Origin of the sequence: Bacteroides sp. AN502(2024), from assembly GCF_041227145.1 — a bacterium.
Classification (GTDB): Bacteria; Bacteroidota; Bacteroidia; order Bacteroidales; family Bacteroidaceae; genus Bacteroides.
The window spans coordinates 3,214,776-3,230,971 of the sequence record NZ_JBGFSP010000003.1 but is presented as its reverse complement, the minus strand read 5'-3'; the positions used below and the strand labels follow the sequence as shown (position 1 = coordinate 3,230,971).

11 protein-coding genes are annotated in these 16,196 nt (G+C 42.4%); 7 read left to right on the top strand and 4 right to left on the bottom strand.

What is annotated here, in order from left to right:
* The first annotated feature begins 48 nt into the window (after positions 1-48).
* Positions 49-1,167 (top strand): hypothetical protein, encoded by a 1,119-nt coding sequence (locus AB9N12_RS12560; protein WP_369892366.1) that lies wholly within the window; start codon positions 49-51, stop codon positions 1,165-1,167.
* Here AB9N12_RS12560 and AB9N12_RS12555 read toward each other — a convergent pair.
* From AB9N12_RS12555 to AB9N12_RS12545, 3 genes are read right to left on the bottom strand one after another with little or no spacing between them, the layout of a single operon-like run.
* Positions 1,133-1,837: an SAM-dependent methyltransferase gene (locus AB9N12_RS12555; RefSeq protein WP_369892365.1), complete on the bottom strand. Its 705-nt coding sequence runs from the start codon at positions 1,835-1,837 to the stop codon at positions 1,133-1,135. The genes AB9N12_RS12560 and AB9N12_RS12555 overlap by 35 nt on opposite strands.
* Before the next feature lie 39 nt (positions 1,838-1,876).
* On the bottom strand, positions 1,877-2,884 hold the full coding sequence (locus tag AB9N12_RS12550) for a gliding motility lipoprotein GldB (protein WP_369892364.1): 1,008 nt from the start codon (positions 2,882-2,884) through the stop codon (positions 1,877-1,879).
* A 6-nt stretch (positions 2,885-2,890) separates the two neighbouring features.
* Positions 2,891-3,748, bottom strand: coding sequence for an enoyl-ACP reductase (locus tag AB9N12_RS12545; RefSeq protein WP_369892363.1), 858 nt, complete (start codon positions 3,746-3,748; stop codon positions 2,891-2,893).
* Between the two features lie 308 nt (positions 3,749-4,056).
* On the opposite strand from AB9N12_RS12545, the gene AB9N12_RS12540 reads away from it, so the two are divergent.
* From AB9N12_RS12540 to AB9N12_RS12515, 6 genes are all read left to right on the top strand, one after another.
* On the top strand, positions 4,057-5,664 hold the full coding sequence (locus tag AB9N12_RS12540; protein ID WP_369892362.1) for a glycoside hydrolase family 28 protein: 1,608 nt from the start codon (positions 4,057-4,059) through the stop codon (positions 5,662-5,664).
* A gap of 238 nt (positions 5,665-5,902) precedes the next feature.
* Complete coding sequence (locus AB9N12_RS12535; RefSeq protein WP_369892361.1) at positions 5,903-7,129, top strand: DUF4861 domain-containing protein; 1,227 nt, start codon at positions 5,903-5,905, stop codon at positions 7,127-7,129.
* 164 nt (positions 7,130-7,293) lie between these two features.
* The gene (locus AB9N12_RS12530; RefSeq protein WP_369892360.1) at positions 7,294-8,970 is read left to right on the top strand and encodes a glycoside hydrolase 43 family protein; all 1,677 of its coding nucleotides are present in this window, start codon (positions 7,294-7,296) and stop codon (positions 8,968-8,970) included.
* A 245-nt stretch (positions 8,971-9,215) separates the two neighbouring features.
* Positions 9,216-9,878 carry an HAD family hydrolase gene (locus AB9N12_RS12525; protein WP_369892359.1) on the top strand — a complete coding sequence of 221 codons (663 nt, stop codon included), beginning with the start codon at positions 9,216-9,218 and terminating at the stop codon, positions 9,876-9,878.
* 128 nt (positions 9,879-10,006) lie between these two features.
* Positions 10,007-11,146, top strand: coding sequence for a glycoside hydrolase family 88 protein (locus AB9N12_RS12520; protein WP_369892358.1), 1,140 nt, complete (start codon positions 10,007-10,009; stop codon positions 11,144-11,146).
* 220 nt (positions 11,147-11,366) lie between these two features.
* Positions 11,367-12,725, top strand: coding sequence for a transposase (locus AB9N12_RS12515; RefSeq protein WP_369892357.1), 1,359 nt, complete (start codon positions 11,367-11,369; stop codon positions 12,723-12,725).
* A 183-nt stretch (positions 12,726-12,908) separates the two neighbouring features.
* Here AB9N12_RS12515 and AB9N12_RS12510 read toward each other — a convergent pair whose 3' ends face one another.
* Positions 12,909-16,190, bottom strand: coding sequence for a glycosyl hydrolase (locus AB9N12_RS12510; RefSeq protein ID WP_369892356.1), 3,282 nt, complete (start codon positions 16,188-16,190; stop codon positions 12,909-12,911).
* Positions 16,191-16,196: the final 6 nt, after the last annotated feature.

Here is a 16,196-nt window from a genome sequence, read left to right as displayed (position 1 = left end):
ACACCATTTGTTAATACATAGGACCGACAAATAAACATAAATATAGAGATGGATCATAAAGGAATACTTTCTACCGCATTTAACATGTCGTTGGGCTTTATCCCCGTTATTATTTCCATTTTATTATGTGGACTTATAACGCAAGATACGGCTATTTATATTGGTACAGGTATGGGGCTTATAGGTATATATCTTTCTTATCGACGTAAGGGAATATTAATTCCTAATTTCATCCTCTATATAGCGACCGGAGTACTGGCACTACTATCTGTGACAGTTCTCATGCCCGGTGATTATGTTCCTCCCGGTGCACTTCCGCTTACTTTGGAAGTCAGCATTCTCATTCCGATGTTGATCCTTTATATGCATAAGAAAAGGTTCATCAACCACTTCCTAAAACAAATAGGCTATTGTAACAAACGTTTATATGCACAAGGAGCGGAAGCCGCTGTCGTATCGGCACGCATCTCCTTAATTTTCGGTATATTGCACTTTATTATTATCAGTATTACCATTGTTCTTCAAACTCCGTTGAGCAAGATAAGTACGTTCGTACTCTATAAAGCGTTGCCCCCCTTGGTCTTTCTTATCAGTATTCTGTTCAACCAGATTGCCATCCGTTTCTTTAATCACTTGATGTCTCACACGGAATATGTTCCCATTGTGAATACCAAAGGAGATGTGATTGGAAAAACTCTTGCGATAGAAGCAATTAATTACAAAAATGCATACATTAATCCGGTGATAAGGATTGCCATATCGACTCGGGGAATGCTATTCCTTTGTGACAGATCTTCAACTGCCATTTTGGACAAAGGGAAAGTAGATATTCCTATGGAATGTTATCTCCGCTACGGAGAATCTCTGGAGGCAGGTGCCGCTCGTTTAATCAACAATACTTTTCCTCACGAAGAAGGGATCAAGCCCCAATTCAACATCGTTTACCACTTTGAGAATGAAGTAACTAACCGTCTTATCTATTTATTCATCATCGACATAAAAGACGATTCGATCCTATGTACTCCCCACTTTAAGAACAGCAAACTATGGAGTTTCAAACAGATAGAGGAAAACTTAGGAAAAGGATTCTTCAGCAGCTGTTTCGAAGATGAATATGAACACCTGAAAGAAGTTATTTATATAAGAGAAAAATACAAGGAATCTTAGACAATTCGGGCACATGTCCTCTCCAGTCCTTCACTGTACGTGTCTGTATATACTCTCCTTCACACGTTATATTGGCGGCAATACAAAGTTTCGTTTGAGGACGACAATTTATCAAAATATCCTCTATCATCTTATGATTCCGGTAAGGTGTCTCAATGAAAAGTTGGGTCTGATTTTCAGCATACACACGCTGCTCCAATGTTTTCAGTTGCTTGGCACGCTCCCCCGCTTCAATCGGCAGATAACCATGAAACGCAAAACTCTGCCCGTTAAAACCGGAAGCCATCACAGAAAGAATAATGGAAGAAGGTCCCACCAAAGGAACGACCTTTAATTTTTTACGTTGCGCAATGGCAACTACATCCGCTCCCGGATCAGCAACCGCCGGACAACCGGCTTCGGAAATAACCCCCATTGAAGCTCCACCTACCAAAGGTTCCAGATAAGTGGAAATATCTTCAGGTGAAGTATGCTTGTTCAACGGATAAAAAGCCAACGCATCAATATCAATCTCCCGGTCCACCTTTTTCAGGAAACGACGGGCAGAACGAACATCTTCAACTATAAAATACCGGATACCGGAGATTATTTCCTTATTATAAGGAGGCAATACTTTTTCAATAGATGTATCACCTAAAGTCACGGGCAACAAATAAAGGGCAGTTTCCACTTTTTAAATTGAAAATTAAAAATTGAGAAATATAACAGTTCAGGAAGCCAAGTAGTTGGATTCACTTAACATTTCGTGATAATCGGTAAATTCCAAGAGATCTTTCAGTTTCATATCCTTATGCTTTTTCATATAAGAAGCGATGATTCTTGCTCCCACCCATGTTCCGATCAATGCCGGAGCTTGAGTGCCCAACATATCGACAGCAGGAGCAAGCTTCATATAATAGCGAATTACCATCGGGTCACGGGCGTGCAGATGATCGTTGGTACAGATATAATTCCATATCTCTCTTTCATTTTCCTCACACCAATCGCTTTCCTCCTTGGAATACCCTATTGCTTCGCCAATATCACTATATCCTAATAAGTTCTGCACTACATAATTGATTTTCCCGGAATGCATCATCAAATCAATCAGACAAATACCTTCGTGGTAGTTCATATCGTAACGGCTCAAAAGATAAAAAGCAAAACAATCCGGTACAATCCGTTCCGGACGCATCGAGCGGCACTGGTAATCGTAATAAAAACGCTTATAAAGAGGATAATCTTCCCCCATATATTTATCAAGGCTGATTCCCAATAAAGAATCTACCAGAATAATAGATTCATTAAAAGCGGAAACTTGCGAATAGATAAACGGCACTTTCGTATTAGGAACTTCCTTTTTCAATTTTCGGAATCCTCTACTAAGCTCTCTTTCCACCTCATCCAGATTGGGATACTTTGCTTCTACATCACTAAGCAAACGAACCAAAGTCGTATCCGAATAAAATTTCTGCAGACGTTGCGAAATGGTATCATCTTTCACCGTACCGATAGACAGCACATCCTCGATCAGGATTTTCGTCGGCATACGGTAATCCATCGTCAATCTCTGCATAGCAGAAAAGCTGTTGGAGCGAACATAGTCGCTCAACAGCTTATCATATCTTAGCACAGAAACCTTCTCTTCTTTCTGCTCCGTACTCTTCCCCGCGATTATCCCGCAGGAAGCGAAAAGCATACCTATCAATAGATTAAGAAGAGAGATCCGTAATTTCATAATCTTTTATCCGTAAATGATGTTGCCGTTTTCGTCCATATACTCCTCTAGCCCTTTCTCGTAAGTAGCCATGGCACGAAGACTCATACCTACGCTAGAGAATCCACCGTCATGGAATAGGTTCTGCATAGTCACCTTGCGAGTAAGATCGGAGAACATCACAATGCAATAACCGGCACATTCGTCAGCCGTTGCATTTCCAAGCGGAGACATACGGTTGGAAAAGTCGAACAGTTTGTCCATACCCTTCACGCCCGAACCGGCAGTAGTAAATGTAGGCGACTGTGAAATCGTGTTCACACGTACATTATGTTCACGTCCATAAATGTAACCGAAGCTACGTGCAATAGATTCCAGCAATGCCTTCGCATCCGCCATATCATTATAACCATAGAAAGTACGCTGTGCGGCTACGTAGCTCAAAGCGACGATAGAACCATAATCAGCAATAGCATTCAGTTTCTTGGCCGACTGAATCATTTTGTGGAATGAAACAGCTGAAATATCCAATGTTTTATCCAACATTCCATAGTCAAGGTCATCGTAAGTACGTTTCTTGCGCACGTTGGGAGACATACCGATAGAGTGGAGTACAAAATCAATTTGTCCACCCAGTATATCCATGGAGGTCTTGAAGACATTTTGCAAATCTTCTACGCTGGTGGCATCTGCCGGAATAACCTGGCAATTTAATTTTTGGGCCAAAGCATCAACTTCTCCCATACGGATAGCCATCGGAGTATTTGATAATGTAATGGTTGCACCTTCTTCTACGGCACGCTCTGCCACTTTCCAAGCAATAGACTGATCGTTCAAAGCACCGAAGATAACACCTCTTTTTCCTTTCAACAAGTTGTAACTCATATTTTTTAACAGTTAAAATTTGCGCAAAGATAGGAACTTTCTGCATAAAAACACGAGAAGTGCGCAAATAATAGACAGAAATGACAAAAAATACAAGTATTCTATCAATTAGTCCACATCGTCTTAAGCTTTCCCACCTATCTTTGCCACCGATAAGATAAGAGTTTTTTCATCCTATTTATTTAAAACCTGCGACAGATCACCAGCGGAAGGAGATAAAAGTTATGAAATCATCCTTATTAATCATGAACTAACTACCAAGAAAGAAAAACAATAGATGTATAACCCTATAGAAATTAAGTTATTAAATGAATACATTGACAAAAAGACTCTTCTGGATAGCCGTATACTGTTTACCGTTTATCTCATCGGGATGTAAACAAAGCGAGACTGGCGTAAAAGAAAGCTCAATCAGCGACTCTCTTTACCAAAATTTACCTTTTGAAATGCCGAAAGTACAGCAACCGGTTTTTCCTGCTTACGAAGTAAACATTGAGAAATTCGGAGCCAAAGGAAACGGTCTGTTCCTGAATACCAAAGCTATCAATGATGCTATTAAAGACGTGAATCAACACGGAGGGGGTAAAGTAGTTATCCCCAAAGGCGTCTGGTTGACCGGTCCAATCGAGCTATTGAGCAATGTCAACTTATATACAGAACAAAATGCGCTGGTGCTTTTTACCAGTGATTTTGAGGCATATCCTATCATTGGCACCTCTTTCGAAGGACTTGAGACCCGTCGTTGTCAATCACCGATTTCAGCACGCAATGCAGAAAATATCGCTATCACCGGACATGGTACATTTGACGGAAACGGCGACTGCTGGCGTCCTGTAAAAAAAGGAAAGCTGACTGCTTCACAATGGCAAAAGTTAGTAAACTCGGGAGGTGTTCTCGATGAAAAACAAGAGATATGGTATCCTACCGCCGGCTCACTGAAAGGTGCAATGGCCTGCAAAGATTTCAATGTACCCGGAGGTATCAACACAGATGAAGAATGGGCTGAGATCCGTCCATGGTTGCGTCCGGTACTGTTGAGTATCGTCAAAAGTAAAAAGGTACTGCTGGAAGGTGTTACTTTTAAAAACTCCCCAAGCTGGTGCTTGCATCCTTTGTCCTGCGAAGATTTCACAGTAAATAATATCATGGTAATTAACCCTTGGTATTCTCAAAACGGTGATGCAATTGATTTGGAATCTTGTAAAAACGCTCTAATCATCAATAGTACGTTTGACGCAGGAGACGATGCCATCTGTATCAAATCCGGTAAAGATGAAGATGGACGCCGTCGTGGAGAACCTTGCCAAAACGTTATCGTAAAAAACAATACAGTATTGCACGGACATGGTGGATTCGTAGTAGGAAGTGAGATGTCCGGTGGTGTGAAGAATATCTACGTAGAGAGCTGCACCTTTATGGGTACAGACGTAGGTTTGCGTTTCAAGAGTACCCGCGGACGTGGCGGTGTAGTAGAAAACATCTACATTGACAATATCAACATGATTCATATTCCGAATGAGCCCTTACTATTCGACTTATTCTACGGTGGAAAAGGTGCCGGTGAGGAATCGGAAGAAGAGCTGTTGAATCGTATGAAGACTGCCATTCCTCCCGTGACGGAAGAAACACCTGTTTTCCGCAATATTCATATCTCCAATATTGTATGCAGAGGTTCGGGACGTGCCATGTTCTTCAATGGACTACCGGAAATGCCCATCAGCAATATTACTGTCAAAAACGTTGTGATAACGGAAGCGACAGATGGAATCGTTATCAGCCAGGTGGACGGAGTTGCCTTGGAAAATATTTATGTAGAATCTTCCAAAGGCAATAATATATTAAACGTTAAGAATGCCAAGAATCTGACTATAGACGGAAAAGTTTATGAGAAATTAGGTACAAAAGAGGAGATTTAAAATCTCCAATAAAGTTCACCACAGAGTACAGAGAAACACATTTGAATAAATGGATTTTATATTATTAAACCGAATCCTCTGCGTACTCTGTGGTGCCAAAAAGAAAACCACAATGTCATTATATAGAGTAAAAAGCTCAAATAGCAGACTATAATCTCCCCCAAAGAGACACGGCCTGCTATTTTTTTCTATTATTTTTGCAAGGAGAAATACGACATATAATTTCAGCCTTAGAAACATGAAGAAGAATCTTTTTATTATTACTTTCTTTTTAGGAACTTTCAGTCTGTCTGCCCAAACGCAGAAACAGGAGAAAACCATCACAGTTGAAGTGCAGAACAACTGGAACCAGCCTCAAACGAATGCCCCGATTGTCATCAAATTGCATGAGCTGCACGCAGGTTTCAAAATTAAGTCTGCCATTGTCATGGAAGGAACCGCGGAAATAGCTTCCCAGCTGGACGATCTGGACAGAGACTGTAAGATGGACGAATTGGCTTTTGTTGCCGATCTTCCTGCTCATGGTAGAAAAACATTCCAGATTACACTTTCTTCAGAAAAGAGTACAAAGACTTATCCTGAACAAGTCTACGCCGATATGTTTATCGTAGACCACCGGAAAGGAAAGCATCAGCGGGTACAAGCCATCACTGTCCCCGGCACTAGTAATATATACAGTATGGTACGTCCTCACGGTCCGGTATTGGAATCGGAACTGGTAGGATACCGCCTTTATTTCAATGAGAAACAGACTCCGGATATTTATGGCAAGTTCAACAAAAGACTGGAAATCAAGGAATCGCAGTTCTATCCGACGGATGAGCAGTTAGCCAAAGGATTCGGAGATGATGTGCTCCGTGTGTTCAACAGTTGCGGACCGGGTGCGTTGAAAGGCTGGGACGGACAGCAAGCTACCCACATCACTCCGGTGGATACCCGCACGGAACGTATCATCTCTTACGGACCGGTACGCGTGATTGCCGAAATTGAGGTGACCGGATGGAAATATCAGGATACGGAACTGAATATGATGACACGCTATACCCTCTATGCAGGACATCGTGATCTTCATATTGAAGCCTTCTTTGACGAACCGATCCATCAGGAAGTTTTCTGCACAGGCGTACAAGACATTGCCGGTACTGCCCAATCTTTCTCCGACCATAAAGGTCTTGTAGGAAGTTGGGGAACGGACTGGCCTGTAAACGACACTGTAAAATATGCAAAAGAAACCGTAGGGCTGGGCACTTGCATTCCTCAACGTTATGTGAAATCGGAAGAAAAGGATAAGGCCAATTTCCTTTATACGATAACCACTCCGGGAAATAAATATTTCCAGTATCACACAACTTTCACCTCGATGAAAGAAACATTCGGATATAAAACACCGGAAGCTTGGTTTGCTCATCTCCGTGAATGGAAAGAAACGCTGTCTCATCCTGTGACAGTGAGAATAAAAAGATAACCGCACCCATAAATAGGGGGAACAAATACAACTAAACAAAAATTACGAGGTATCTACCAATTTTTCTATGACTCTGCACAAATATTCCTCCTTATGCAGAGTCTTTTTATTTATCTTTGCCGTAGATAAGACCAACGAATCATTTATATAAAATAATCTATAACATGAAACGATTGACACAAACTCTAGTCTTTTGCTTATTAACGGTTTTCACCGCAGTAGCACAGAAGAACTATGTATCTGAAGTATGGGTTTCCGACCTTGGAAACGGTAAATACAAAAATCCGGTGCTTTATGCCGACTACTCCGATCCGGATGCTTGCCGTGTAGGAGATGATTTCTATATGACTTCATCCAGTTTCAACTGTTTACCGGGATTGCAAATCCTTCATTCCAAAGATTTAGTCAACTGGACAATCATCGGTGCCGCAGTTCCCAACGCCCTCTCTCCTATTGAAACTCCGGAACGACCGGAACACGGCAATCGTGTCTGGGCCCCGTCTATCCGTCATCACAACGGTGAGTTCTATATTTTTTGGGGAGATCCCGATCAGGGAGCTTTTATGGTAAAAGCCAAAAACCCGAAAGGTCCGTGGAGCGAACCGGTCTTGGTGAAAGCGGGAAAAGGTATTATTGATACCTGTCCGTTTTGGGATGAAGATGGGAAAGTGTATATGGTACATGCATACGCAGGAAGTCGTGCCGGACTGAAAAGCGTAATCACCATCTGCGAACTGAATGCGGAAGCAACCAAAGCCATCACTCCTTCACGCATAATCTTTGATGGGCATGAAGCACATCAGACTTGCGAAGGTCCTAAGATGTATAAGAGAAACGACTATTATTATATCTTCCATCCGGCCGGTGGCGTGCCAACAGGCTGGCAGGTCGTGTTACGTTCTAAAAACATCTACGGTCCCTACGAATGGAAAACCGTACTTGCGCAAGGGAAGTCTCGTGTCAACGGTCCTCATCAGGGTGCATGGGTAGATACTCCTACCGGAGAAGACTGGTTCCTTCACTTTCAGGATGTGGGTGCTTACGGACGTATCATGCATCTTCAGCCGATGAAATGGGTGAACGACTGGCCTGTGATCGGCATAGACAAAGACGGTGACGGCTGTGGCGAACCTGTTCTGACTTATAAAAAGCCGAATGTAGGTAAAACATATCCCATCTGCACTCCGCAGGAGAGTGACGAGTTCGATGAATATACCCTCTCTCCACAATGGCAATGGCATGCCAACATCAATGAAAAATGGGCATACTATGCAGGTGATAAGAGCTATGTAAGATTATACTCCTATCCGGTTTTGAATGACTATAAAAATCTGTGGGACGTAGCCAACCTACTTCTACAGAAAACGCCTTCTGACAATTTCACTGCAACCATGAAACTTACATTTACCCCTAATCCTAAATATAAGGGTGAACGCACCGGACTGGTTGTAATGGGTAGAGATTATGCCGGAATCATTCTGGAGAATGCAAATAAAGGCCTGGTGCTGTCTCAAGTTGAATGTAAAAAAGCAGAAAAAGGAAAGCCGGAACAGACCAATGCTTCTGTCGATCTCTCTCAAAATACCGTTTACCTGAAAGTTCGTTTCAGCTATGATGGCAAGAAGATCAAAGGCAGCGAAGGCGGACACGATCTCATTGTGATGTGTAACTTCAGCTACAGCCTTGACGGAAAGAAATATCAGCCGCTAGGCAATCCTTTTCAGGCAAGAGAAGGACAATGGATTGGCACGAAGGTCGGAATGTTCTGCACACGACCGGCTATCGTCACTAACGACGGAGGATGGGCAGATGTAGACTGGTTCCGGATTACTAAGAAATAGGTTCAAATTTAAGTGAGGGTGTGTCATAATGCCTAAATATAAAGATTCACCCCTGCCACAGACAGCTATAGCGGGGGTAAGTTCCTCAAAAAGGGGATTTTGACACACCCTCAAACCACTGGTTTCTCGGTGCGAAACTAATTGTTTCAAGGAATGAAACTAGAAGTTTCGAGGCATTCTTATCTTTTTTATCTACTTTTGCATCGGTAAAAGAGATGAAAGGAGAATTATAAGATACAGTAAGAATGAAGAAACTAGTTATATTTGACCTGGATGGAACATTGCTGAATACCATCGCCGACCTTGCCCACAGCACCAATTATGCTTTAAATAAATTAGGATACCCCACTCATGAAATAGAAAAGTACAACTTCATGGTAGGCAATGGCATCAATAAACTCTTTGAACGGGCATTGCCCGAAGACGAAAAGACGGAAGAAAACGTACTTCGTGTGCGCAATGAGTTCATTCCTTATTACGATATTCACAATGCTGATGATAGCCGACCTTATCCGGGCATTCCGGAACTGTTATCCTATCTGCAGGCTGCAGGTATCCAAATAGCCGTAGCATCCAACAAATATCAGGATGCTACAGAAAAGCTGGTTGCCCACTACTTTCCCGGTATTCATTTTACAGCAGTTTTCGGGCAACGGGAAGGGATCAATGTCAAGCCCGACCCAACAGTTGTTTTTGATATATTAAAACTGGCCCATGTACAAAAGGAGGATGTTCTTTATGTAGGTGATTCCGGTGTAGATATGCAAACGGCTGCCCGTGCAGGAGTTACTGCTTGTGGAGTAACATGGGGATTTCGTCCACGCAAGGAGCTGGAGGAGTTTGCTCCTCAACACATCACAGATAATGCTGAAGAGATCAAACAGTTCCTCTCGACCGGTAAAGTCTAATATTACATATTTTCCGTACAAAATTCAATATTACTTTCCTTACAATGCATTTTCTTTGCAACAGGTAAAGAAAGGTTTACTTTTGTGCACCTGAATCTACGGACAGTAGTAATTTAATTTATTATACAATGAAAAAGCATCTTATACTATTTTTTATCGGAGTAATATTGAGTGATGGGAACATAAAAGCACAGACAGTGCCCGATAAAAAAGAGATTCTCAAAGTAACCCTCCAGGTGAACGACTATTTTATGAAGAAATATGCCGATTATCGCACTCCTTCTTTTGTCAAAAAAGTGGTTCGTCCCAGTAATATCTGGACACGAAGTGTATATTACGAAGGCCTGATGGCACTTTATTCCATCTATCCTGCAGACGAATATTACCTTTATGCCAAGGAATGGGCAGATTATCACCAATGGGGATTCCACCGGGGAACAACTACTCGTAATGCTGATAACTACTGCGCCAGCCAAATCTATCTCGATTTATATAACATTTGTCCCGATCCTGAAAAAATACGGAAAACGAAAGCCAATATGGATATGCTGGTCAACACACCACAAGTAAATGATTGGTGGTGGATAGATGCCATCCAGATGGGGATGCCTATATTTGCCAAAATGGGAAAACTTACGGGCAAACAGAAATACTTCGATAAAATGTGGGATATGTACGAATACACCCGTAATAAACACGGAGAGAACGGAATGTTTAATGTCAAAGAAGGTTTGTGGTGGAGAGACCATAATTTCGATCCTCCATACAAAGAACCAAATGGCAAAAACTGTTATTGGAGCCGCGGTAACGGATGGGTATATGCTGCTTTAGTACGGGTAATGAACGAAATCCCCTCCAATGAAAAACATTGTCAGGATTACATCAATGACTTTTTGGCTATGAGCAAGGCACTGCAACAATGCCAGCGTGAAGACGGCTTTTGGAATGTCAGCCTCCACGACCCGACAAACTTTGGAGGGAAGGAGACTTCCGGCACAGCCCTTTTCGTATACGGTATGTCCTGGGGTGTACGCAATGGCCTATTGGATAAAAAGACCTATCTGCCTGTAATCATAAAAGCATGGAATGCCATGGTGAAAGATGCAGTTCACCCGAATGGTTTTCTTGGCTATGTACAGGGAACCGGCAAAGAGCCGAAAGACAGTCAACCTGTCACTTATGATAAAGTTCCTGATTTTGAGGATTTCGGTACTGGCTGCTTCCTTCTTGCCGGAAGTGAAATCTATAAGTTAAACCTCCACATGTAGCTGATAAACAAATCTTATCTTGAACCGATCTGTAAAAAGCAGACCGGTTCAAGGTAGGCAATCATATCATCCCAACTAGGGACATTCATTAAATATTATAAAATGAGCCAACTAATTCATACACAAATTATTGCGAATTAGTTGGCTTTTTAGTATCTTTAGGTATTCCCCCGAAAACAAGGTTTGACGGTCCAAACGGGGGAAATTCCCCAACTAAGATATGGCTAAGATACAAAAAATTTCAGAAATCCACCCAACTTTGGGCTTTACAGAATTTGATATTCTGGAAAAATACCGCAAGAGTTTTCATGAGAGTGAGCTTGGCAGGCTTCATTCGGTCTTTCCATTTGATCGTATGGCAAAAGCCGCAGGCCTGTCTGAACAACGTTTGGGCCGCAGGAACATATTCAGTCCTTCCGCAAAGATCGCCCTTATGGTCCTGAAGGCATACACCGGATTCTCCGACAGGAAACTGGTGGAACATCTGAACGGGAACATACACTACCAGATGTTCTGTGGAATCATGATCCCCCCGTCCCTTCCCATAACCAACTTCAAGATAGTCAGTGCCATCCGTAATGAGATAGCATCCCGCCTTGACATTGATTCCTTCCAGGAGATCCTGGCTTCACACTGGAAACCTTATCTTGATAACCTTCACGTCTGCATGACCGATGCCACATGCTATGAGAGCCACATGCGTTTTCCTACGGACATGAAACTCCTTTGGGAAAGCATCGAATGGCTCTACAGGCATATATGCCGGCATTGCAGGGATCTGGGCATAAGGCGTCCGCGCAACAAATACAGGAATGTGGCGGAATCCTATCTGTCCTACTGCAAGAAAAGAAAGAGGAGAGCTTCAAGGACAAGAATGCTTAAGCGCCGTATGATCAAGCTTCTTGAAAAGCTCCTCAGTCAAAGGGATGGGCTCCATAGCGAGTACGGTGCTTTACTCCGATATACACAGGATTACCATAAGCGTCTTTCCATCATCAGAAAGGTGCTTGTACAGGAAAAGGAAATGTTTGAAGGGAGAAAAGTCAGTGACCGCATCATCAGCATCGACCGTCATTATGTACGTCCCATCGTCAGAGGCAAGGAAACCAAGTCCGTCGAGTTCGGTGCAAAGGTCAATAATATACAGATAGACGGCATATCGTTCATCGAACACCTCTCGTTCAAGGCTTTCAATGAGGGGATACGCTTGAAGGACTGTATCCGTATGCAGCAGAAGCTGATGAATGTAAGGGTAAGATGTGTGGCTGCCGATTCCATATATGCCAATAATGCCAACAGAAAGTTCTGTACTAAATATGGGATATCCACATCCTTTGTGCGCAAGGGAAGGGAGGGCAAAGATGAGCCTTTGAGGAAGCTGCTTAGAAGCGAACTCTCAAAAGAAAGGGCCACACGGCTTGAAGGAAGCTTCGGCACTCAAAAGCAACATTACTCGCTCCCAAGGATAAAGGCAAGGAACAAGAAGACGGAAATCCTGTGGATTTTCTTCGGAATACATACAGCAAATGCCATACTGATGATTGACAAGATCAGGAACAGAACGGGGAAAGCTGCATGATATGAGTTTACTGAAAGAATCAGAAGAGGTCAGAAGACTTCTTCCGGAACTTAATGTCTTGTCAGATAAGAGTATATGAGAATATACAGAAAAATGACAATAATAATGGCATATGAAGTGATTATACTCTATCATCTTCATATGCCATGGTATTTGGGGGGAACATTTACTGAATATTCCCAACTAACGGACTACCCAATATACATTCCCGATAATCCCTGAGGGAACCAGAGTATCTTCAGGAATGGCAATCGCAGGATAAGCATAGGTAAACCGCTCATTTTGGGGTAATGATGCATCACCAATCATTCTGTTCATCAATGAATTTACCACATGTATCTCTAAAGAATTCTCTCCTTCAACTGCCCAACGGGTCAAATCCGCTTCCCAAGGTGAACACCACAAAGTTGAAACTTCATGTCCATTCAGATAAATCCTTGCCAGCGAACCTAGCCGCTCAAAACGCAATAAGATCTGTTTATCCTTTTCTTTTTTCTCTATATGGATGTTCTTTTTATAAACAGCCTTCCCCGAATAATAAACAACGCCGGGATCTTTTTCCTTACTCCAATCTGTCAATTGTGTAAAAACCACTTCGCCCGGTCCACCCCATCTCGGGTCAAAGTAAACTTTCCAATCTCCATTAACAATATGCTTCTTTGCTTTATCTGTTGTAAACCCTCTCACAGGCAAAGAGTCATTCTTTCTATCCAAAACTATAATAAACCCGGACTCTCGAGCAGCAAGTGATAATTTTAATGACAAGCTATTTCCCCCAAATGCAACAGGAAGCGAATAACAATCTCCCGAAACCGGATCCCAATATTCTGCATATCTCCTGTCTGTCCGCAAATGAATAGAATCGCTGAACACATTCTCGCTATGATTATTTACAAAATAAATATCAATATCCGGCAAATGACGATGAGTGAAATAGATCCTGTCTTCCGGTTCATTTCCACTTTTTAAAGTAATGTCCGGACGGATTCCTTCCTCCCGTAAAGCCTCTTCCAAAGTCATCCCCCAATACACATGTCCTTTTCCCAAAGAGTGGACTCCACTTTCCTTTTTTCCGGTTCCCCACAAGGCAGTTACTATCTTATCATATTCATTATCATGTATCCGTTCGGCCAAAGATACAGGATATGCAGGACGCTCACCATATAACGCAACTCCCTGTTCCACCAAAGCAGCAATATGCCGGAGAGCAGCCAATGTCATTTTACAATCTTTCTGCAGGACCAACATACGATATTTCATACCATCCGGCAGTATAATATTTCCATTCAAAGTTTTAGTTCTATTAATCAGGGCATCCGTGGTACACACGTCAAAGTTATACCCCTCGGGCATCTCCGGCAAACGATAAGATAGTAATTTCACAGGCGGATTATCACCCAGATAAACACATAAGTCGACAACGGGAATCCCCTTTCGTAGAAGTCCCGCACATCTCGCCAGATAATCCCAAAACGGGCGACTATAATTCCAGTAAGTGTTATTTCTATTCAGACAATAGTGCCTGCCTCCCCCTGTATTGCCTGGAATTGTATCAGTCCAGGGCTGATAAGCAGATGCACAGACAACAAATTCATTACTTCCGAAAGCTAATGCATAATCAGCCAAATTCTTTAAATCAGCTAACGAATGAGAAAATTTAGCGTCCGTAAACGCCTCGGCAGAAGCCACTCTTTTACCGTAAAGATGGGCAGCGGAAGAGGCCTCTTTTATATCATAACTTCCTTCGGTCTGATAAGCCCAAAACTCTCCCTGTGGTTTCTGTACCCGACCTTTCGCCTGAATATTATCGCCTACAATATTCAAAGCATTCCCTATAGCCTGTGCTGTAAAATCAAGACCGGCATCAAGACACAGGCTATCTAACGTACCATAATAACGATCAGATATCAGATCGGCAATAGTACGTCGCATATCATATAGAAAACGGTCTGAAACTTCAGCAGAACCGACAACATATCCCATTAGAACAGGAAGATAAGGATGGATATCATACCCCTTGCGTTTCATAAATTCCAGCTCGAATCCCGGAGTCCAGTTCTGCGCCCCCGCTTCATGACTATCCATTATCATTCCGGATGGCGGACAACCTCTGACCGACAATGAATCGTAGATGACTTTAAAATAATTTTCCCACTGAACGATTGCCGCTTCCGCAGACATCTTATCACATTCCAAACCTTTTAGCCCAGTACGCCCATGCTTGATATATCCTCCCTGTGATTCATGGGCAAACCTCATTATCATCCATTTCCCTTCGGGAACATTCCAGTTCAAAACTCCATTTCCATCGACCAGTTCTGTCAAATCAATCACATCGGCTGGATTTATCGCATCTGTTGAAGGCAAAGATGGTCTTTCTTCAGTTTCTATAAAATCCGAATTAAAACCGGCTTTATCTTCCCAGTTATTCACTTTTTCCTGTGAAGAGAGCAATAATCCTCCAATCAATAATTTTGAATATCGGTTCTTACTATCTGCCCAATCATGCAGACGAATCCTGAAGAAGCGGCTTTTGACCTCCGGAAATGTTACCGTATGTTGCTTGCACTTTGTCGAAACCCCTTGGTAAACAGGTTTTAAATTACACACTTTCTTATACTGCAAACCGTCATCCGAAGCCTCCAATTCCCCAATATCGGGCAACGCTTCATACATAGCTCCATAAAACTGACTGGATGAATGACCGGGAATATTCATGGCACATGTACGCGCTTTTCCTCTGGGATTAGCACTATAAGTGAAACTCCGGGCTGAAAAAGGACTCCCAAAATCCATTTTTATATAAACAGATTCTCCCGGAAGTAGTTTAGGCATCTCAACAAATTTCCCATTCTCAACAAATAGAGATTCAAGGGATAATCCTTCAATATTAGAAGACAATTCCGGTCTCCTGTTGATACTCGTTTCCACAGTTCCGGTAACAGGGAAAGCGATAACTGCAAAATCCCAAAATTCAGATTGTGAGGTAGGTAAAGGAAGATGACCGGAAAACCTGCAGTTTCCACTGACAACCGTATCGCTGGCAACTACCTTTTGCATACTAAGTTTCTTCGTTATCCAAGGACCTCCGGCTACATAACCGTTAGAAACGTTCGCCTCAAATGTCAATCCCAACCTTCGGGCCTCTGATGCCGAGAAAATCAGTTTCTCCCACCAGTCGTCCGAAAAAACGGGGGAAGCATCAGTTCCTTTCCCATGCACCTGATCATAATACACCACTCCTCCTATTCCAACCTGCTTAAATGCTTCCAAATCAGCCGTTATTCCTTCCTTTGTGGTCTCCGTTTCACCATGAAACCACCATAATTTAGTGCGGGCTGAATCATTTGGGTATTTAAATTCCTGCCGTAGCAAATCTATATTGTCCTTCTCTTGTTTAATTGAAGAATACCCGCACAAAACTAAAAGCCCCCCTACCAACAGGGTCCTGTAGAACATCTTCATATGGTA